At 38.9% G+C, this 20,660-nt stretch carries 20 protein-coding genes; 3 read left to right on the forward strand and 17 right to left on the reverse strand.

Annotated features, from left to right (window positions below; translation table 11 throughout):
• Positions 1 to 282: 282 nt before the first annotated feature.
• From AC13EX_RS02155 to AC13EX_RS02170, 4 genes are all read right to left on the reverse strand, one after another.
• Positions 283 to 597 carry a type II toxin-antitoxin system RelE/ParE family toxin gene (locus tag AC13EX_RS02155; RefSeq protein WP_482891356.1) on the reverse strand — a complete coding sequence of 105 codons (315 nt, stop codon included), beginning with the start codon at positions 595 to 597 and terminating at the stop codon, positions 283 to 285.
• Positions 594 to 803: a hypothetical protein gene (locus AC13EX_RS02160; protein ID WP_482891357.1), complete on the reverse strand. Its 210-nt coding sequence runs from the start codon at positions 801 to 803 to the stop codon at positions 594 to 596. The genes AC13EX_RS02155 and AC13EX_RS02160 overlap by 4 nt, the downstream gene beginning before the upstream one ends.
• Positions 804 to 951: 148 nt before the next feature.
• Entirely contained in the window at positions 952 to 2,559 is a 1,608-nt protein-coding gene (locus tag AC13EX_RS02165; RefSeq protein WP_482891358.1) for a phage tail sheath family protein, read from the reverse strand.
• A gap of 20 nt (positions 2,560 to 2,579) precedes the next feature.
• Positions 2,580 to 2,819, reverse strand: coding sequence for a DUF1059 domain-containing protein (locus AC13EX_RS02170; RefSeq protein ID WP_482891359.1), 240 nt, complete (start codon positions 2,817 to 2,819; stop codon positions 2,580 to 2,582).
• Positions 2,820 to 3,503: 684 nt separating this feature from the next.
• On the opposite strand from AC13EX_RS02170, the gene AC13EX_RS02175 reads away from it, so the two are divergent.
• A complete protein-coding gene (locus AC13EX_RS02175; RefSeq protein ID WP_482891360.1) occupies positions 3,504 to 4,883 on the forward strand; it encodes an FAD-dependent oxidoreductase in 1,380 nt (459 codons plus the stop codon).
• A 490-nt stretch (positions 4,884 to 5,373) separates the two neighbouring features.
• A complete protein-coding gene (locus AC13EX_RS02180; protein WP_482891361.1) occupies positions 5,374 to 6,483 on the forward strand; it encodes a hypothetical protein in 1,110 nt (369 codons plus the stop codon).
• 546 nt (positions 6,484 to 7,029) lie between these two features.
• On the opposite strand, the gene AC13EX_RS02185 is transcribed toward AC13EX_RS02180, so the two are convergent.
• From AC13EX_RS02185 to nfsB, 5 genes are all read right to left on the reverse strand, one after another.
• Positions 7,030 to 7,650, reverse strand: a complete 621-nt coding sequence (locus AC13EX_RS02185; protein WP_482891362.1) for a toxin-antitoxin system YwqK family antitoxin — start codon at positions 7,648 to 7,650, stop codon at positions 7,030 to 7,032.
• 83 nt (positions 7,651 to 7,733) lie between these two features.
• Positions 7,734 to 8,630, reverse strand: coding sequence for a YHYH protein (locus AC13EX_RS02190; protein ID WP_482891363.1), 897 nt, complete (start codon positions 8,628 to 8,630; stop codon positions 7,734 to 7,736).
• A gap of 278 nt (positions 8,631 to 8,908) precedes the next feature.
• A complete protein-coding gene (locus tag AC13EX_RS02195; RefSeq protein ID WP_482891364.1) occupies positions 8,909 to 10,441 on the reverse strand; it encodes an arylsulfatase in 1,533 nt (510 codons plus the stop codon).
• Between the two features lie 30 nt (positions 10,442 to 10,471).
• Positions 10,472 to 12,082, reverse strand: coding sequence for an alpha/beta hydrolase (locus AC13EX_RS02200; protein ID WP_482891365.1), 1,611 nt, complete (start codon positions 12,080 to 12,082; stop codon positions 10,472 to 10,474).
• 501 nt (positions 12,083 to 12,583) lie between these two features.
• Complete coding sequence (nfsB, locus tag AC13EX_RS02205) at positions 12,584 to 13,243, reverse strand: oxygen-insensitive NAD(P)H nitroreductase (RefSeq protein ID WP_482891366.1); 660 nt, start codon at positions 13,241 to 13,243, stop codon at positions 12,584 to 12,586.
• Positions 13,244 to 13,338: 95 nt separating this feature from the next.
• On the opposite strand from nfsB, the gene AC13EX_RS02210 reads away from it, so the two are divergent.
• On the forward strand, positions 13,339 to 13,683 hold the full coding sequence (locus AC13EX_RS02210; RefSeq protein WP_014021999.1) for a winged helix-turn-helix transcriptional regulator: 345 nt from the start codon (positions 13,339 to 13,341) through the stop codon (positions 13,681 to 13,683).
• Positions 13,684 to 13,712: 29 nt separating this feature from the next.
• Here the strand turns inward: AC13EX_RS02210 and AC13EX_RS02215 are convergent, their stop codons facing one another.
• The 8 genes from AC13EX_RS02215 to AC13EX_RS02250 all read right to left on the reverse strand — a co-directional run bounded on the left by AC13EX_RS02215 (position 13,713) and on the right by AC13EX_RS02250 (position 20,657).
• Entirely contained in the window at positions 13,713 to 14,255 is a 543-nt protein-coding gene (locus AC13EX_RS02215) for a DinB family protein (RefSeq protein ID WP_482891367.1), read from the reverse strand.
• Positions 14,256 to 14,307: 52 nt separating this feature from the next.
• Positions 14,308 to 14,844: a Crp/Fnr family transcriptional regulator gene (locus AC13EX_RS02220; RefSeq protein ID WP_482891368.1), complete on the reverse strand. Its 537-nt coding sequence runs from the start codon at positions 14,842 to 14,844 to the stop codon at positions 14,308 to 14,310.
• A gap of 24 nt (positions 14,845 to 14,868) precedes the next feature.
• Positions 14,869 to 15,264, reverse strand: coding sequence for a (deoxy)nucleoside triphosphate pyrophosphohydrolase (locus AC13EX_RS02225; RefSeq protein ID WP_482891369.1), 396 nt, complete (start codon positions 15,262 to 15,264; stop codon positions 14,869 to 14,871).
• Positions 15,265 to 15,323: 59 nt separating this feature from the next.
• A complete protein-coding gene (locus AC13EX_RS02230; RefSeq protein WP_482891370.1) occupies positions 15,324 to 15,647 on the reverse strand; it encodes a VOC family protein in 324 nt (107 codons plus the stop codon).
• A gap of 44 nt (positions 15,648 to 15,691) precedes the next feature.
• The gene (locus AC13EX_RS02235; protein ID WP_482891371.1) at positions 15,692 to 17,539 is read right to left on the reverse strand and encodes a pyridoxal-dependent decarboxylase; all 1,848 of its coding nucleotides are present in this window, start codon (positions 17,537 to 17,539) and stop codon (positions 15,692 to 15,694) included.
• 478 nt (positions 17,540 to 18,017) lie between these two features.
• Positions 18,018 to 18,641: a hypothetical protein gene (locus AC13EX_RS02240; RefSeq protein WP_482891372.1), complete on the reverse strand. Its 624-nt coding sequence runs from the start codon at positions 18,639 to 18,641 to the stop codon at positions 18,018 to 18,020.
• Between the two features lie 88 nt (positions 18,642 to 18,729).
• Positions 18,730 to 19,308, reverse strand: coding sequence for a Crp/Fnr family transcriptional regulator (locus AC13EX_RS02245; RefSeq protein ID WP_482891373.1), 579 nt, complete (start codon positions 19,306 to 19,308; stop codon positions 18,730 to 18,732).
• Between the two features lie 182 nt (positions 19,309 to 19,490).
• Positions 19,491 to 20,657 carry an SGNH/GDSL hydrolase family protein gene (locus AC13EX_RS02250; protein ID WP_482891374.1) on the reverse strand — a complete coding sequence of 389 codons (1,167 nt, stop codon included), beginning with the start codon at positions 20,655 to 20,657 and terminating at the stop codon, positions 19,491 to 19,493.
• Positions 20,658 to 20,660 lie beyond the last annotated feature (3 nt).

Raw genomic sequence — 20,660 nt, forward strand, 5'->3', positions numbered from 1 at the left:
TTCCGAAACCCTAGCCTACGACAAGCTCAGGCGCCGGTACGATTCCGGTGGTTGAGCCTGTCGAAACCACGTATTGTAGTTATGTTCCCGTTTTCCGAACCCTTTGCCTTCGACAAGCTCAGGCTCCGGTTGGGTTTCCGAAACCCTAGCCTACGACAAGCTCAGGCGCCGGTACGATTCCGGTGGTTGAGCCTGTCGAAACCACGTATTGTAGTTATGTTCCCGTTTTCCGAACCCTTTGCCTTCGACAAGCTCAGGCTCCGGTATATTCATGTCTTTAGTTTAACGGCTGTTTGCATCTGTTAGCTTTCTAAACAATTCATTAGGGTTTTGTCTATTGTCCCAAATCAGAAGGATTTTTATATGCTCAGGGCTGTGCTTGTAAAATAGTGAAACCGTATTATGAATTATCAATTGCCGTATATCACTATTTTCAAAGATGGGAGCAAGTTCGGGGTCGATCTTTATTTGCTCAATTCTATAATCAAGTTGGGTAAGGAAAGTATCAATTACTTTTTGATTCCAGACTTCTCCTAAAAAATCTAAGATCACTTGAAGTGATCTAATTGCAGTTGGGGTCCAGATTAATTTCTTCATTGGTTTTTTAGAAGATCTCTTAAACTGCTGTGCTCAATGCAATTTTCTATTTTCTCAGCATCCGAAATCTTAAGTAATTCAACGATCTTTCCTGGTAAATCTTCTGTTGAAGCTTGGCGAAAAGCTTCAATTTGATTGATTTTCTGCTCATCCTCCAAGTTTGTAATCCAGTTGATAAGTGCTATTTTTCTTTCTTCAATCGTCATAAGTATAAAAATAATAAAAGTTATCTGGTTTCAATAGTTTTCAATGGCACTCTTTACCCAAAAATGACTTTTCAAAGGAGAGAATAACATCAAGGCTACATCTATTTTCATCTATCTCAATTCATAATACAATTTTTTTTCCGAACCACTATCCCTCTATCATCTTCTCCTCAAAGCTGATTTCGATAAACTCTGCGGGGTGAGTGAGGGCTACTTTTACGGATACACGTAAGATACTGTTTAAAATGTCTTCTGCCGTCATGGTGCTTCCCAAACCTACCGCTACAGCATAAGCATCTGCAGAACTAGCACCCATAAGACCTCCTAGTTTCCATACATTGGTTAAAAAGGAGTCAATCACGCTTTTTATTGCAAACCAGGTATTGGCATTATTGGGTTGAAATTTATAGGCCTGAATGGCGTATTTAATCGATTGTTCCAGATAGATAGCGGTACGCTTTACGTGGATATACCTCCAATCCCCGGAGTTGCCATCCAGTGTCCTTGCGCCCCAGACTAGCAGGCCATTGCCCGGAAATAATCGAATGGGATTGATGGCTTTCCCTGATAGAGGGGCAATTAGGTCTTCCTGAGTATCATGGCTTATAGCTATCGCCGGAGCAACTGCACCAATAATGTTAATATTTGCAGGGGCTTTCCAAACCCCTTCTGCATTGTCTACGGTGGTATAAATTCCTGCGATAGCACCGGAAGCCGGGGTCAAATTTAATTTTTTTAAAATGGCCTCCCTTAGCAATTGATAGGTTTTGCTTATCAATTGGAGGTTGTGGTCCGCCTTCGGCCTATTTTTCTCTTCGATTTTTAGTTGATCTTCTTTACTTAGTTTGCTGTTTGTGATAGGTGGATCATCAACACCTTTCCCAGCCGCTTGGCCTGTAAGTTGGGAGATCATCAATAAGAATGAACCTCTATTAACTTCAGGTATTTTTTTGGCTTCTAATTGGAGCAAGTAGTCCAGGGTTTTCAGGGCATTGGCCGTTAGGTTATTATAAGAAAAATCCTCTTTTGAGTACAGCAATGTATGAAGCCAGGGATAATAAGCAGCTGCATAAGCCTTGTAGTTTGGCCGGATAGGGTTCAGGTTTTCTCGAAAGGCATCAATGCTCTCTGAAGGATTTTTTTCAGTTTGCCAATAAGCCCAAGGAATGTCTAATATAGCCATTCGATTGCCCATACTTCCACAATGGTTGACCATATGGGATTGTAAGGTATAAGCGGCTTTGAATTTGTCCTTCAAAGGGATTTGGCTTTCATCAAATAATTCCACAGCATCCGGAACAAGGAGCAGGGTAGGTTCCGGTACTTTTTCGAATAGATCAATTCCTGCTATTAGGTCTGCTAAATTTGGGGCAAGAGTGTAATTACCCACACTTACGATATAACATTGATTTCCACCATTTTGATAGAAAAATTTTACTGCCTTGTACATCCGGTAATGCGGCCCATTGGCTTTGAGCAGGTAGTTTTCCCCGTTTTCACCAATGAAGTCGGCTTCACTTGACTCGGTCTTTTCAAGGTATAATTGAATCAAAGGTGGTTCTTTACCGTAAATCGTATAAAATTCAGACGGTGAGGTTACCCTCCGCGGCTTATTGCATAAATCCTCGCCATTGTAACTTGTGTTTTGCGTATAGCCTATAAAAGCCGGAATGGCGGTGGCTACTGGTACTATTGAATTCCCATAGGAATCTATTTCCGTGACATAAACGCCTGGGGTTTTTCTTTGTTTATACATGTTTTTTTGTTTGAGACTTACTATTGATTGTCTGGCAATGCATCAAATTCCCTTCTTTTGTCATCAAACCATTTTTTCATTTTCTCAGGAGATTGCATCAGTTGCTGCATTTCTCCCATGGCATTCAAATGGGCGGGATCCTTTTTTTGGAACATTTCCATGCCATGGTTTTTGCTGAGTGCAGCCATTTCCTCAAAGGTGTTGGCATGAAATGCCAGCTCACAGGCTCCCCCCAGTTGTTTACAAGTCATTGTTTTCATTATAGGATGGTTTTATTTTTAATTAAAAGGATTGCTGTACCGTAGGAATAGTTCTTTGAACAATTTTATGTTAGTTATTTGTACTTGATTTTTGTAATCCACTGTAAAATAACCAATATAAGTAAAATCCTTTGGCTTCGGAAGTCTGGCTTCGACAAGCTGGCTTCGACAAGCTCAGGCGCCAGTACGTCCCCGGTGGTTGAGCCTGTCGAAACCACGTAGTGTAGTTATGTTCACGATTTCCGAACCCTTAGCCTTCGACAAGCTCAGGCGCCGGCTGGGTTTCCGAAAACTATGCCTACGACAAGTTCAGTCACCGGTACGCCCACGGTGGTTGAGCCTGTCGAAACCACGTGTCGTAGTAATGTTCCCGTTATCCGAGACCTCTGCCTTCGACAAGCTCAGGCGCCGGTTGAGTTTCTGAAACCCTTGCCTTCGACAAGCTCAGGCGCCGGTACGATTCCGGTGGTTGAGCCTGTCGAAACCACATTTTGTATTAACGTACTTGTTTTCATTGATACCTCTGCCTTCAACAAGCATAGGCATCGGATTCTCGTCTGCCGAAATTTATGTATTGTTTGTGTTTTTTTCTTTACCCTTAAGGAATGTCCTTTAAAAAAATTACCTTGTACATTTATTTACCGGCATGCCTTGAGCATGTAAAAAGGGTTAAAAACTAAACATATGAAGCGTAGAAAGATGATGGCCACCATGGGAGCCATTTCCCTTGGATTAGCCTCCTCACCACTTTCAAAAGCAGAGGTAGTAAAAAAACCGTATAAAATCACGGAGAAAACTATTGAAACCGATATTTTGATCGTTGGTGGTGGTACTGCTGGAGTGGTAGCAGCCATTCAGGCAGGAAGAGCGGGAGCTAAAACAACCCTGGTCGAAAGTGGTAGTCAACTTGGAGGAACAACCACTACCGGAGGGGTTTCCTTTCCCGGGATTTTCCATGCCTGGGGAAAACAGGTCATCGGAGGCATAGGATGGGAACTAGTGATGGAAGCCGTAAATCTAAACGATGATATCCTACCCAACTTCTCCATTATACCCAATAATACAACCATTCGTCATTGGAGGCATCAGGTAACTGTCAATCCATCACTCTATGCCATGATTGCGGAGGAGAAGTGTGTGGAAGCAGGAGTTGATATTCACTATTACGAAACGCCTACAAGTATCGAATTTAAAGATGGAAAATGGTTTGTGAAAACAGTGGGTAAAGGGCTTAGCAATGAGATTATATGTGATCAGATTATAGATTGTACCGGTAATGCTACCGCAGCCTCTATAGCAGGTTTTAAGCTTTTGAGAGAAGAAGATACCCAACCTGGATCATTTGTATTCAGAATAGGTGGCTATGATTTGGAAAAGCTGGACCTGTCGAAGATTCCTAAAGAATACCATTCCAGGCTCAAGCAAAACATGCTTATCAATAGTGATGTGAAAGTGGAGTCATCGGTTAATAATTTCCCTCCAACTTCTCCTTATAATTATGTCTACGTACATGGTGCTGACTCCTCTACTTCGGAGCTACATACAAAGGCCAACCTGGAGGGAAGGGCTTCATTGTTGCAATTGATTAGGAAATTAAGAACATTCCCAGGTTGTGAAAAGATAAAATTATTGGATGCACGACCTGAGACGGCCATTCGGGAAACCTACCGAATTGACGGACTCTATAAAATCACTCATAATGACTATGTTTCAGGGAAAGTCTTTGAAGACTCCTTGTCCTATTCATTTTACCCTATTGATTTGCATAGAGACGGAAAATCCATTTATCAGGAATTTTTAAAGGAGGACGTCGTTGCCACCATACCGCTCAGGGCATTGATACCCAAAAACAGCCAGAACTTCTTAGTTGCTGGTCGTTGCCTGAGTAGTGACAGGCTTGCCAATTCTGCACTTCGAGTTCAGGCATCGTGTATGGGAATGGCGCAGGCCGCAGCGGCCGCAGCAGTATTGGCCATCAAACATAAGGTAACACCAGCAAATGTTCCTCTTCCAGAATTGAAAAATATGCTAAAGGAACATGGAGGAATAGTACCCAATGCATAAGTTGTTCATTCAACCCGGACTTTAAGATCTAAGAAAAAAGTATGGTGAGACCGTTAATTTTGGTACTGTTACGAATTTCTAATTTATTTCGGCCTTATGGAAATTAGTAAAATGGATTACTCAATGGCGTTAAAAACAAAAAACTGTTTGAGGCCTTCTCGGCCGAGTTTTTTTTGTTTAGCCAGGGAGTGATTCATTTTGCGTTAAGATTTACATACAGCCTTGATCTTTTAGATTCGTTTTTGGATCAAGGCCTGCCCTGATTTGTCCATCCTCAGGGCCAAAAATGAATAGGTAGAAATTTGGATAACCATTAGCGAAAGTCTTCAATAAATAAAAGAGGTAAACTATTCCTGTAATTATAAGATTTAGAAGGAATTGAAAAATAGGGTTTCTTGATATTTCTCTACCTGTCTGATTTTTTTTAGGGAAATGATTTCATTACGCAATAGAAGGTCTATTGCATATTTCTGGTTCAAAAAATAAATAGATGATCAATTGGATCAAAGGCTTATTGGTTGGTGCATTATTGCTCCCATTTTCTTTCGAAAATGGAGAGGACATTCGATATTTTCAACAATCCACCATACCGCTAACTGATTCCTCTGAGGTGATTGTATCCTCTATTTATGATTCTTTATCAAGTCAGGATATTTACCAGGTGAAAACATCTACTGGTACTCCTGTGCATTATTATATAGCATTTCAGGAAGGGGTATGCTTTGAAAATGAGTGCCGACCCCTGAATATCCTGATCTACTGGAACATTACCGGTAGGTACCTGGGCTTTGAACTGGTGGATGGAGAGTTCCTTAGTAAATTTGACCATGAACCCTTTTCTCAAGAAGAGTACGAGGAACTGGATCAGTTGTTGGCTGATCCATTCCTACCTTTGGGCAATTATACTTTTGAGGAGTTGGTCAAAAGGCCGGATACAGTCAGCCAATCCATGGATGGTGTTTCGGGCGCCACAATGAAAGACGTGTTGGAATATATTGTACCCGGAGCTGCTTATACTACCCATAAACTGTGGAATCTGATCCATGGTCCCATTCAACAAGAAGTGATTCGCCTGACAGAGCAGCAGCTCAATTCCTCATTGTTTAATAAAATCCTGCAGAGCAAAGATCAAAGTGACCAAACCTGGGCTTTGGAAAGGATCGCTCAGCTTTCTGATTTGGATGATTCTGTGGTTGAATCCCTAGTGAGGATACTTCTTGAGGGGGAGCATTTTCAATCCTACCTGCTTTTGAAATCACTTTCTTCAAAGCAACTGGAATCAGAGCATTTGCAGCTTCATCTTTTCAGGCTTATAGGCAAGGTGGACTATAGTATTGAAAACATGATTTTTGATAAATTGGTTGATGCGCCTCATTTACATGGTTCCGTTTTGCATGCTTCAATTTCCATCCTTGAAGAATTGAACGGGTCACAATTGGGAAAGTTATTGAAGCTTTTTTCACATCATAAAGTAAAAAATCTTGAGTTTAATCAGGCACTAAAGCAGATGGTACCCCATGATAACAGTTTTGTGAAGCGTCAGCTGTTGCAGTTTCTAGAAAATCAAAGCCAAAGCATAGGCTCCTCAGGGGATTTGTAAGTTTAGTGTTGACCTACATCTGATTTGCACCTGGTCAAAGTTTATCGTTGCGTAACTTAGACCTACCATAAAGAAAGTTTTCAACTTTCATTAAAAGGCTCTTCTTCAATATGGGATTGGAATCAATGGCTTGGGTAGGCTTAGGAACTGAATCCCGTTAAGCCAAAGTCACAAAGCTGTGTAATTTTATTATTTAGTCCTTTAAAGCGTTTCGGTTAGTATGATTTTGTCAGCATTGTTGCAGAAAATGTGCAACAATACCGCCAAAATCAAGTTCGTGCAGATTTCCTTTACCACGGGCTTCACCCGTGGCTTTTATAGTTTCAGCCTGTCAGGCTTCTCTGTTTCTTTAGGGAATGGCAAGAATATCTAATTAAAACGGGATAACAATCCAAAAATATTAACAATCCCAAAATTTATTTAAAAACCAATTATCAGCAAATCCTTCTAAGCGAAATGGGAGATTTAGAATTTTAAGAAACGTTTCTTTCTAAAATTTTGACCAGCCAAAAATTAGGGATGAAGACGGATTAAACCAAAAATCTTTTAATTTTCATACTGTACTACTTCATCTTCCAGCCCTACACAAAGAAAAGCTCTTTTTAGCCCGTAATTTCTCCCATCCTTTGCTTCATAATTGGCGAAGAGGTCTCCATTTTCCCTAAAAGCTTTTTGGATGCCTTCCTCTTTGCCCATATTCATATTGAGTACCTTAAATAGCTCACCTGTGGAGTACCATTTTTTTTGCACCCCATGTAACTTTCCTGAATTATAATTTAGGTGGGAGATTAAAAGGTGCCTTGAATCGGCAGACCAGGTTTTTTTCTCACCATGTAATTTCCCCTTGTGATAATGGGCTATGTGTTTGATTTGTCCATTGGCATACCAATCCTTGGTTTCATTTTGCTTTCGACCTTCCAGGATACCCATCTTTTGTTTTATAGTGCCGTCAGGAAAATAAGTTAAAGCATAACCTGAAAATTTTTCCCCATCTAAGGTCCAAATCGAAATCTTGTTGTCATAAACAAGCCTTGATTTATCGATCGTACTTGAGGGAACCTCCAAGCGGGTGAATGTTTCCTGTTTAAGGCTTTTATCATCCTTTTTTGAGGCTTGTCCACAGCTGACGATCAATTGAATTAGAAGGATACACATTAAGTTTCTCATGGATTATTCGTTATTTTCTTGGTTCCCTTCCATAAAGTGAAATACTGGATAAATTAAAATCAATAAATCAAAAAAGAACAAGTTTACATAATGGTGTTAGGAGTGCCTTGAAGGTCTACACCAAATAACAGAATGTATGAACCTATATAGGTCTCGTTGATGATGTGATAATGATAAAATTCTTCTCCATCACTATGTTGGGTAGCAGCAATATGTCCACCTGAAGCGTCTAAATCTGAAGGGTGATCACTTGTAGCATCACATTTTCTTCCGTAGAGTAAAAAACCATCCTGTAGTATTCCTACTAGTTTTTCATCGTCATAGGACAAAGTGGTGTTTTCCGTCACATTTGAAGCCTCCAAATGGTAATGGTAACCGGTAGGTCCCATATGCGCACCTGCATAGTCGAAACCAGAGGCTACATTGGCAGATAAAGCGATATTTGGACCTTCTTCATCATTAAAAATTGGAGCTCCGGTCACAGCGATGCCTATAGCCCCCAATCCTGTAGCTGAACTTGAAGAAGCCTTCTCCGGAGTAGCTTGCACAGTAAGTGTGTAACTCGTGCTTGATATAGTACCTGGAGACATTTGACTTTCATTGGCCACACTTGGTGCTATATACAAGCTGTTGCTTTCGCTCCAGTAGGGTGAGGTATGATTTGGCAATCCGTTGGATTCAATGGTTATCTCATCGTCATCAAAAGAAACAGTCACCGCATCTTCATTGAATTCATCGAAAGCTGCTACAGGTGTACTACCCGTGGAGGTTGCAATGGAGTCATCATCATCATTGCTGTCTGCCACATATCCACTGGGTTGGGTACAAGATGTGGTACTTACACTTGGATTTCCCAAACCGTCACCATCTGAATCCTGATACCATGTAGTTTCAGTACAAGTTTCTTCATCACTGGCGCATGAAGAAAACAAAAGGCTTGATACTACAAAAACGAGTGTTAATAAACTTGGGACTTTCATTATTCCTAAAATTAAAAATTGCTATTGAATAGAATCATTTAATAAGTTAGACGGGCTAAAGGAAAAAATCCCTCGATTTTATTCAAACTTTTTAATAGTTAAAGGAAAAATAGATAAAACCCGTATACTCAGGCAGTCTTTATGGATTAAGGATAAGATAATTAAACTGAAAATGGTTTTTTTTAAATAATTAAAAAATTACAAATGTTTCGGTTGGTTGTTTTCGAATTTTAAGATTTAAAGCCATTTCCCTTTTGTATTTCCATTTTATTTCCTCCCTAAAAATGGCCAATATTATTGGGTTTTTTAGGAATGTTTTGCTCTTCCATCCTTTTCTGAAAAGCTTCCTTACTTTCACCTGGGCTTGGCCATACATCGCTGGAACGATGGGAATCAGCCATCATATTATTGATTTTTTCCACCATCTCCGTATTGTCATCACTGATGTCATTTTGCTGTTGCGGATCAGTTTTTAAATTGTACAATTCCAAATCCGCACCACTTGCCTTGTGGCCAAAATAGTCTCCCCATCTTATGGCTTGATTTTGATTGTGTTCCCAGTAGAGGTATTCATGTTGCTTCTGTACTCCTTTGCCGATGAGGGTTGGCAATATACTGATTCCATCCAAGCCCGAAGGGGGACTTACTCCAGCCAAATCAGCTGCTGTGGGAAGGAAATCCCAAAAAGCCCAGATATGATCACTTTCTGTGCCTGCTGCAATGTGTGCAGGCCAACGAGCAATAGCTGGAATATGAAATCCCCCATTGTATTCGTTTCCTTTCTGACCTCTGGTAGGAGACCGGTGTTTGAAAAACGCACTCAATGTAGGCCCCTCCTGAACATCGAGGTATCTTTTTTCATAGCCCTGACTTGAATTCCCATTGTCAGAGGCAAAGAAGATAATGGTGTCATCATCCAAGTCCAAGGAATCCAGTAAGTTCATTAATTTGCCCACTTCTCCATCCATTCTGGAAACCATAGCCGCCCATTCTTTGTGTTGGATTGGCCATTCTTTGTCTTTGTATTGGCCAAGTTCTGGTACGATAAGTGGGCCATGCGGAACGGTATTCGCAAGGTACAAGAAGAAAGGCTGGTCTTTGTTCTGTTTTACAAAATCTAAGGCTTTTTCATTGATGATGTCAAAAGAATAAACAGCAGCTGAGGGGTCTTCAATACCATTTGGAATAACTTTTCCTTCCTCATCATATGCACTGGCCTTGGAATAATTTTCATATTCAAAATGGTTTTGATTTCCCGAGAAAAATACTTTTTCCTCATTGTGATATAAGAATTCAGGATAATAGGTATGGGCTTGACGCTGATTGAGGTATCCATAGAATTCATCGAATCCCATCTTGTTCGGGATTCCGGGTTGGTTATTCAAGGCCAAACCCCATTTGCCGAATAAACCGGTTTTGTACCCTGCTTCTTTGAGCAACATGGCAACTGTATAATCTCCTTCTTGTAAAGATTCACGGTACGATTGGTAAGAATTCCCCCTTACTCTGGCATGTCCCTGATGCAATCCCTGCATCAGAGAAGATCTGGAAGGAGCACAAACAGAACTACCTGCATAGGCATTGGTAAACTTGATTCCTTCATAGGCTATTCTGTCAATGTTTGGGGTTTTGATTTTTTCCTGCCCATAGCAGCCTAAGTCTCCCCAACTCAAGTCATCACTTAAAATAAATATGATATTCGGAGACCTTTCCTCTTTTATTTCCTTTTTATTGGAAGTACAAGAAAAACACACACTAAAGGCCAAAGTAAGACTGATGATGTAAGAATGATAAGTACGTGTAATGTTCATGGAAAGTAGGATTAAGGCTTTTGTGAATATTTAAGGGGTAGCTGTAAGGGACTTGAGTCTGTCAATGGCATTCTGATTATGAGGGTTTAAATCAAGTGATTTTTTAAAATTTACGATGGCTTTTTTATGGTTGCCTAAATAAAGAAAGCCCTCAGCCAAACTATCATATAAATTGGCTGATTTGGGGTATAATCTGATTGCCAATTTAAATACATTCACCCCTTGATTTGAGGTTTTGGAATTAAAAATCAATTGAAGTCCTAGGGTATTTAAGCTTCCTTCCGGAAGGTTAAGGTTGGGGTGTTTAATTTTACTTTGCTCATATAGTTCCCATAGTTCATTGTAATCCTTTGCAGCAGCCAAATCATTGAAATCATTAAAAGTAAAGGCAGTGCCTTTTTGCCCCTTCTTTTGGTAGCTTATTATTTCATTATTTGTTGAAATCTGTTCTAAATTGTTTTTGAAGGTTATTTTTTCAATATTATCATCCAATAAATAGGCTTTCAAAAAGCTCAAACTAAGTATTGATACCCATTTATAAGCATTCATTATTTCAAGATCACTTTTGTCTTGTCTAGTGTCTCGGGCTTTAAAAAGAACCCCAAGGGTGCTGAAATACGCGTGGGTTAAATCAAGAAATTTTAGTCGATAAGTTCGGTTGAGGAATAGGCTGTCATATAAATCAAACCTAGTATTAAGAGTCGAGTCAATCTTGTCTTCCTTGAGCACCATTTCAGGAATGTCCTTTTGGGCCATATGTAAGTAGGGCACATCCAATTTGTTCAAATCAAAGAAGGGTGATTTTTTCAATAAAGCATACTGGTACCTTTCGGTACCATCCAGACTGACCATGGCCTTGATGTTTTCATTGCGCATCTGGGCAGTAACATTGGATAAGCCGCCAAAACTAAAGCCCATGACAGCGATTTTATTGGGATCAGCATTTGGGAGTTGCATTGCCTTTTTTATTAGGAATTCAACATCTCTGGCTTGGGTTTCTATTTCCTTCTCTGGTTTATTTCCAAACCAGCGTGTCTCGGTTCCCCTGCTAGGACTTGCAATTACTATAAAACCCTCGCTTGCCAGGTATTCGCACAGGGCGAAATTTTCAATGGAGGAAGCTTGAAAACTTGGTGCATACACAACCAATGGATATTTTCCCTCGGCCTTTTCCAGATCAGTATAGGCATTGGTTTTCTCCTTAAGATGGGCTTGGTTGGCGGGACTGTTGGCATAATAAAACCAATTCAATATTTGTTCATTGGGAAGGTTTTCCCATTCCTCTTCCTCTTTTAAAATCTGAAGGTAATCAAGAACCCGTAGCGATGTTATGCTGTCAACATTTTGGGTAGAAGGATACCATATGCTTATAGGAATGGGCCTTGCGATTTTTTCATTGCTATAATCGTAAATTCTACTGTAGGTTCTGGAACTGTCTGCGCTGGTGTAATGCTGAAATCCAACGCTGTAGGGGCCTTTTTCTAGGTCTATTTTAGCCAAGGAAGTTTGTCCATAATTTAAATGAACTTGAAAAATAATGAGGAGGAATGCTACAAGGAATCGCATGGTTTTATTAACTGAGTTCATTGCAATGGTTGCCTTACTACGGTAAAGATTGTGGGCTTGGTCTGCAACTTCCATTTTATCGTTAAGTATTGGCTTATAGGTAGCTGGCTAATTTGTATGTCCCTAATTTAATGGGATTTTAGTCCTAATAAAAGTTATATTTACAACAAGTAGTAGGTAATCCCGAAATATGCAGTAGACATTCTATTACGTGCTGAAATCGCTTTAAAATACCCAATCGTTGCTGTTTTCAATTTCACCATAGCGGTGCTATGCTAAAATCTCCATTCAGTCTGATTTTCTTGCGATTGCAACTCATTACGAATCCTATTACATAATCCGGGATAATGCATTGTTTATTCCAAATGTGAAAAATCGGTATGATAATCTTTTATTAATAAGGGTATGCCTTTTGAGTGTTTTATAAAATGATTTTATTTTGACGTAAAAATAAAAATGACCCAATCAGGGTCATTTTTATTAGCACATCGGTAGGTAATTACTTTCATACCCAATGTAATTCTGAATTGGGTAACCAAATGATAATTAGGGTAATCCCGTTAGAATCATTACTGTTTAAACAAGTGTAAAAATCTCCTGCTCTGGTAGTCTTGATTTTGGCGTTTTGTCTGTAGTGTTAAAATCAGTCTCTGTCCGATAACCTATGGAAACGGCAGTTACTGCAGTAAATCCTTTTTCACGCAAACCAAACTCCTCATCCAATACTTTAACGTCAATTCCTTCCATAGGTACTGCATCAATGTTAAGTGCAGCCACTCCGAGTAAGAAATTGCCTATGTTTAAATAAACTTGTTTTTCTAACCAATGTGGTAAGTCTTTCAGATCGTATTTGTGGATGTTTGCAAAGGCGTTTCTACCGCCATGCATGCCTTGTTTTACCTGTTCATTTGGGAACCTGCCATCCAGGTCTTCCACGGCCAATACATGTTGCATATAGTCTTCATCTGCAGTGATTCTTGAACAAAATAAAATGACATGGGAAGCATTTAATACCTTGGCTTCATTGAAGGAATAAAACCCTTGTGTTCCTTTGGCAATTCGTTTTTTGCCTTCTTCAGTTGATGCAATAATAAAATGCCAGGGTTGTAAATTCGTACTAGAAGGACTCATTCTTAAAAGTGCCTTGACCTGTTCAAAATCTCCTTTTGAAATTTTCTTGTTTGGATCAAATTCTTTAGCTGAATAACGCCAGTTTAATACATTTTTAATGTCCATAATTTTATACTATAAGTTTTATAGTTGCAAAAGTAAGGATAGTGTAATAACTTTGCAATAACGGTCAAATTGGATAGTATAAAATTTTTGAATGAATGTATAAATTTAAAGGCAAAGAATACCCTTGTTGTGCCAGTCTAACTATGGGACTAATTGGTGGTAAGTGGAAAACAGTAATTCTGTTTCACCTAAGAAATGAAGCCATGAGGTACAATGAACTGAGGAAAGAAATGCCCACAGTTACAGAGCGTACTTTAAGCTTGCAGTTGAAAACCTTAGAAGAAGATGGTATTATCAAAAGAAAGGTATATACCAGTAAACCCCCTCTTAAAGTAGTTTATTCCCTGACCGATTTTGGAAAAACATTGATTCCGGTGGTTCAATCCATAGCAGATTGGGGACACAATGTTGTTCACAATGGCATTGAAGTTTCTGAATAAATAATTTCTAGAAAGTATCTATCTATTAGTTATTGTAGAATTTTGTTGGCTTGTACCATATGACGGTCATTGTGGTAAATGACAACCCTAAAAGTATCGCCGAGTTTCAATTTAAGCCATTTTGAGATACTGATGGCCGTTTTGGTTTTGTTAAGGTCTACCATTTTTGCCTTTTCGAGAAGATCTAATAGCTGTACTTGTTGAGTTAGAAACCGCTGGAGAGTTGTTTTGTCCAGTGAGCTACCTATAGGGTTTTTGTCCTTGAAGGTTTTCATTTTGTTCAATTTCTCCTTAGGTAGCATGGTTTTGGCAAAATAGTTACCAAGAAAACCGGATTTGAAGGTCGCATTTGATTCGGTTTTTGATTTGGCTATGCTTCTGCTAATTTCCGGGATATAAAAATCTCCATAAAGGTTCAGATGTTCTATACATTCCAAAATACTCCATTTTTCCGATCCGGGTTTTTGATTCAGTTTTTCTTCAGATAAGCTATTGAATTTTTTTACCTGATTGATGTTAATACCTGTTCGTTCCACTAAATCTTGTATTAATTTTTCTGAGGCTATTTTCATCGTTTTTTTTAACAAAATTCGACGTAAATCAATTGTAAAACATTGATTTAGATCAAGATTTTTTTAGCCTAGACAATGTTTCCGGTGTCATTCTTAAGTAAGAAGCGATGTGTTTGTTAGGGATTTCCTGAAACAATTGAGGACTTCTGGCCAATACTCTTTTGTACCTTTCTAGTGGTGAGCTTGTTAAAATATCTCGTTCTCTTTCCATCTGTTGGTAAATTAACTCTCCGAGCATCTGTTGCCAGATTTTGGTGTTTTCAGTTGAGCTGTCAATAAATGCCATGAAGCTTGCCTTTTTGATTACCTTTAAATGCGTTTTTTTGATTGCTTGGATGTATAAATCAGAAGGCTTTTCACTAATAAAAGAATCCAATGCAGCAATGAAGTTGTTTTGGTATCCAAACCTTATTATGTTCTCTTCAAACTTTTCTAGCACATAGATTCTCAAGCTCCCGCTGACCACAAAATAGAGGTTTGTGTCTATGCTACCCTTAACCTTTAAATATTCCTTTCTGTTCAATTCCAGGTTTTTCTCCCACAATTGCTTCTGGTCAATTTGCGCAATAAAGTTTGAAATTGGATTCATTTTTTGGTTAAGGTAAAATATGTTTCAATGATTACTTTGTAATTTTTGCACGATGGGTATATCCGCTGCCGCCCAATCCAACTGATTGAGTTCTTCAGGTTTTAGCCATTCCTGGCTTATATGCTCACGGAGGGAAAGTGCTTTTGAATCCACCTCACATAGGAAACCATGCATTGTCACCTTAAAATCTGGATAGGTATGCTCCACAGTAAGGTATAGAGATTTAATGGCAGGAATAATGTTCAGTTCTTCCAATAACTCACGTTGCAAAGCCTCTATTTTCGTTTCTTCAGGTTCTACTTTTCCGCCAGGAAATTCAAACTTCTTCGAAATATATTGGTGTTTGTTTACTGGTCTTTGAACACATAGGATTTGGTCTTCATGAAAAATTATGCCTGCTACTACTTCAATTTTTTTCATCAATACGTTATTTTTAGTCTATCTAAAAGTGAAGTACCCATATGCGTTTTAGGGTATTTTTAAACTGTAATTTCAATTGAATTTCCTTCGGGGTCGGAAATGACGCTTTCATAGTATCCATCTCCATTAGTCCTTGGTTCACCAATAATATGATGGCCGTTTTTGCATATTCTTTCGGTAAGCAAATCTACCCTCTCTTTCTTCCCTACTGAGATTGCAAAATGGGTTAAGCCTAGTTTTATTTCTGATTTGGCTATGCATTCACTTATATCGGGTGAATGCATCAATTCTATACGGGCACCATTTTCAAATGACAAAAAGTAGGAGCTGAATTTTTTCTTTGGGGTATAATATTTTTCATTGGAGGATAATTGAAAGAACATTTAGAAAATCCTGAAATACATATCTCTACCTAAACTTGGTGATTTTACGGCTTCTGCAGTTCCGGGTTTGGGGCTGGTGGTACAGCACTAAAATCTATCTTCGGAAAGGCAATATGCCAATCTGTTTTGCAGTTTTCTCTTAAATCAGCCATAAAGGCATCAATCCGTGCTTTGCCAACTGAGTGCATAACGAAAATATGGGAATAGGAACGCAACTGCCGTTCTTTCTCGGAAACAGGAACCCAAAGTCTATCCGTATCTAAGGACCATTTGTAATTTAAAGTTTCATTGACCAAACGAAAACGAACAGTCAGACTTAAGCTGGACCGGGCAATCCATAGATCCACTTCGTTACCAAATTTAGCTTTTAATTCAGATTCAAATTTGAACAATTCTGCCTCCAGATAGGCCGAAACATTTTCTGTTTCAACGGCCTTATTCATATTGTCTTCATAACTCATTCTGGAAAAATAATCCCATAGGATCATGGGCGAAAAAGCAGACCGAGAGCCTCCTAGAGTGGTGTCAGGCGTACCTAAAAAGGAACTTGCTGCATCTGGAGGCAACAGCTGGTAGCCAGTTCGAGTCATAAAGATACCTGAAGGCCAAGGCCCTCCAAGCCATTTATGCATGGAGCAACCCACACTCATCACAGCTGGATTACGAAAATCAAACATAGGGCCTTTTTCACTCAAAAGCTTACGGTTGTGGGCCATTTCGACAAATGGAAGATAAGCCGCACCGAGTGCACCATCCACATGAAGCCAAAAACCTCGCCGTATATCATACAAGGGATTTCCTTTTTCGTCCTTTCCATAAATCACTTTTCGTTCCCAAAGCCATGGATAGTCTTTGCCTAGCTCTTCTAACATAGCATTAATGGCAGGCACATCATCATAAGCCCCTTTCCAGGTGGTTCCAATATTGGCAACAACTACTACGGGATAGCCTCTGGCAACAAAAAAATGAACCAATAGCGTCAATTTATCAATTTTAACCGATCCTGACTTTGGATTGTCTTTGTCAAAATCATGGGAAGGAACCATTTCAGGCCAACTTCCATCATTGGTAATGGGACATTGTCCGGGATATTTTTCCTGTCCTATTTGCTGGAAAGTAGGCAATTCCAGTAAATGCGAAGCCTTTTGTATGGAATAATGAACATCTTCAGAATAGAAGAGCACAGGGGTGTAGGCGTTTTCAGAAGTTTTTTCATTTTTTATAGGAGCCTTATAAGAAAAATGTTGTCCCCTTGTTTCTCTTCCTCTTCTGGTGTAAGCATCAATTTGCGCATTTGTTTTTTGATCTTCAAGGATGGTCTTGCCTTTTAGGTAGTCTCTGGCATTGAACAACCCGTAAATATTTCCTTCAGTAAATCCCATTGTGAGTACATAACCCCAATACCTGGAATCTGCATCCTGTTGATCGATAGCAGCAGTATGGGGCCAATTGTTGTTCCATAAAGCAGCAAAATAGTCTAAAACTGCTCGCTCACAGAATTTTGAGTTAAGGGTATAACGACCGCTGCTAAAAGGATCTCCAATATTATTGGCATGCATGTCCATGAGGTAAGGAAAGCGATCAGCATAATTCTGGTCTTGATTTCCCTGAAAACCCGCAAAACTAGCATGTTGGGTTTCAATAAATTCTTTAAAGGAAGTCAAGGCTATTTCTCGTTCCTCATCTGTCAATCCTGTAGGAGGGATTTCGAATTGGCTGTAGTCAATTTGGGGAAAGTTTCCATTGACATCCTTGGGTGGTACCGAAACATAGACCTCATTTGGGTCATTACTTGGCCTTGACACAATGGCTCCTTCTGGTACCTGAGCAGTCCATGGAAGTTGTTTCGGGCCGTAAGGTACATGCTGTGAATCTTCGCAATTTTTAGACATGGTTATCTTTTATGTTAATTCAAACGACAACTGTTAAAGCTGAAATAGTACTTGCTACTGTAATGGTTAGGGAAAAAGTAAGTAGTTGGTTATGGTTTTCTTTTTATTGGTTACAAAATATTATGGATAATAACCTTTTCATTATCTGCATCCTAACCTATTTTTTAGGCATTGTCAGTTTTTAGTTGACTATAAATACTAATATACAGATAGTTAGCCAATGGAGCAAGTTCCGTAATTGGCGATTTACTTAGGCTTTATTAGCAAGTAAAAAGAGAGCAACTTGCAATAAGCAAAATAACAAATGCTGGAATTGGACTTGAATTATATTCAGGACAGTTTTTTATAAAAAAATATATTTGCGGGAACCAAGCTTTGAAATAAATAAGCTTAAGGGTGGGATTACCCTTAAGCTCGACAAGTAGACTAGTTTTCGGTTTATTTATTTGAATTAGGCAATCAAATTATTTGCGTAATTTTAAAAGTTATAACCAAAATGAAGCCCTGGCTCACCTATTAGAAATTTCGACCATTTATCGTCCAATTGCTTAAACGATTCAGGCATTTCGGTATGATAGGGGCGATGAGTAACTGCAATGGACGGTTCTATGAAGAATTTGTCATTGAATAACCTAAAATGGTAGCCAACTCGGTAAGTATTGAAGATTTGAAAACCGTTTTTTATTTTTTTGTTCTCTTCGTCCTTAAATGTTTGCCAGCCATTCATTACGTGTAGGCCAGTATTCAAGCCCTTCCACCAAAAATGCTGATAGGCAAAGGCAAATCCAAACTCCCTTATATAGCCTGGAAACTTTTCCTCAGGTGCTTCAAAAGAATCCCCATAGGGAATCCCTAGTGACCAGGCATATTTCCAGGTTTTTAGCTCTAAAGACAAGGCATCTTTAGGGCCTAAGCGGTACCCTAAGTTCAACTGGGCAAAGTCTGGGGAGTTGTCATCAGGAATTAAATTGCCCAACACAAAGAAAGAGCTTCCAATAAAGAACTTGCTGTACGTGGTGTCATTTTTAGCATACTGTGCCTTGAGCTGGAAAGGGGAGGCAAATAGCACAGTCAATACAATTACTAAGATCCATTTTTGCATATTTTTAATTTTTTAGGTTAAAAGATATTGCAAAGGTGCATGGACGGGAGCCTAAAAAACGTTCACTTAAGGTAAGAAATGAAATGGTTTATTTTTTTTCTTTAACAAGTCTTGCTTTCAGTCGACTTAATGATTGAGGGGTAATTCCTAAATAGCTTGCCAATTGATGTTGTGGAACTCTCTGAATCAAATCAGGTCTTGTTGCCAATAAATTTTCATATCTCTTAGAAGGGGAAGAATTTTTAAAATCGTCAAGCGAGGATTGCATTTTTACTAGCAATTCTTCTGAAACTAGACGACATAAGGTTTCAAACCTTGGGAATTTAGCAAAAACAACTTCATCCAAATCAGGTGTAGAAGCGGAGATTATTGAATCTTCTATACAGGAAAGGTAATAAGTTGATGGCTTGTTATTGGTTGCACATTCAGGCACTTCACCTTGGAGTTCTGTATAAAAATTTGTTGTTTTTTCCTCTCCATCAATAATGTAATATTTCCTGATACAACCTTTGAGGACAAAATAACCCAGATTGGATTTTTCGCCTTCCTTCAAAAGCAAAGTTCCTTTTTTTACCTGTCTGAATAAATCCAAATCCAAAATGACTTTCTTTTCATCATCGGTCAGTGGCATGTATTTAGAGATATAGTCAAAAAGTAATTGGTGCATGCCTTGTTTTAAATTATAATTTGAAGTGAATGGATTGCTTTTCCAGCGATCCATTCAAAATAACCTACCTTAATCAGGTTACTAATTTACTTGCTTTTTAATCGGTTTAAAAGAATATCCTATTTTACAAAATGAATGGATTTTCACTCAAGCTTTTCTAGAGCAGTTTCAACACTTCCTGGTTAAAATGACATGGCTTCAAAGGCTTGTTCATAGAGCCAATGACCAAAGTCATTTGGATGATTGATATTGTTTCCGAGTAAAGAGGATTGGTCTTTTCTTTCAAGCACTTTCATCCAGGTACTGTACACATCTACATAGGCACAATTGGCTTCTAATGCTGCCTGTTTAGCTGCTTCGGCAAACAATTCCATAGAATGGCTTCCATAATGCCATTCATGATTCGGAGGAAAGGTAGAGTAGATAATAACTTCCGCATTTTTCCTCTCTTTTATCATTCCAACAAGCTCAATAAGGTTTTGCTTGTACTGTTCTGGAGTATTGCTACCAATATTGTGATCGTTCATTCCCCATCCTACCAATACAAGGTCAGGTGAAGTTTTTCCAATATAGGTGTCCCACCATTTAATACCTTCAGAAGAGCTATAACCTGGGATTGAGACATCTTCAATTGTTACCTTCGCTTTTGGAAAAATACTCTTTAAGTAATTGCCATATAAATATTGAAACCTTAGGTCTGTTGATGAGGCTTCACCACCAGCGGTAATGCTATTGCCATAGGAGACGATAGATAGTGGTTCACCGGATTCCAGTTTTTGTCGGGAATTAGACAGGTATTTACTTTGGTCGTTAGGTAATGCAAGTCTAGCGCCATTTTTTGTGGCGTAATCTACCCATATAAAATAAGAGTGGTTGGAATAATCAGGGTATTCTCTGTGATCGAAGTCTTTTTTACCATACAAGACATGTTTAGAATAATCAGGAATGCTAGAGTCAGGCGTTCTACTGATCTCCCCATTGGCGTAATCAACGGTATAATCAACTCCTTCTATATATACTTTACTTTCCGGGTTGAATCGTTGGTAGGTGCTGCGAACGACTACACTATTTTCCACTAAAGAATCAAAACTTAGTTTTCCAGGTTTATTGGCAGCAAGTACCAGGCTTTCGCCTTGAATATCCATGGTTATTCCCAGATTGGATTCAGGAATACTTTCTTTATCTGAGCTACTGTAGATCGTACTTATCTCGGTTCCCTCTTTTCCTGCAGGGCCATATTTTTTCTTTGCTTCTGCTGCAAATTCAGTTTGACTTACTATATAAAAAAGCCCTATAAACAATAGAACATTCAATAAAATGGAGAGGGGAAATAGCTTTTTACTTTTCATTCG

The organism is Cyclobacterium sp. L-R (assembly GCF_056859355.1).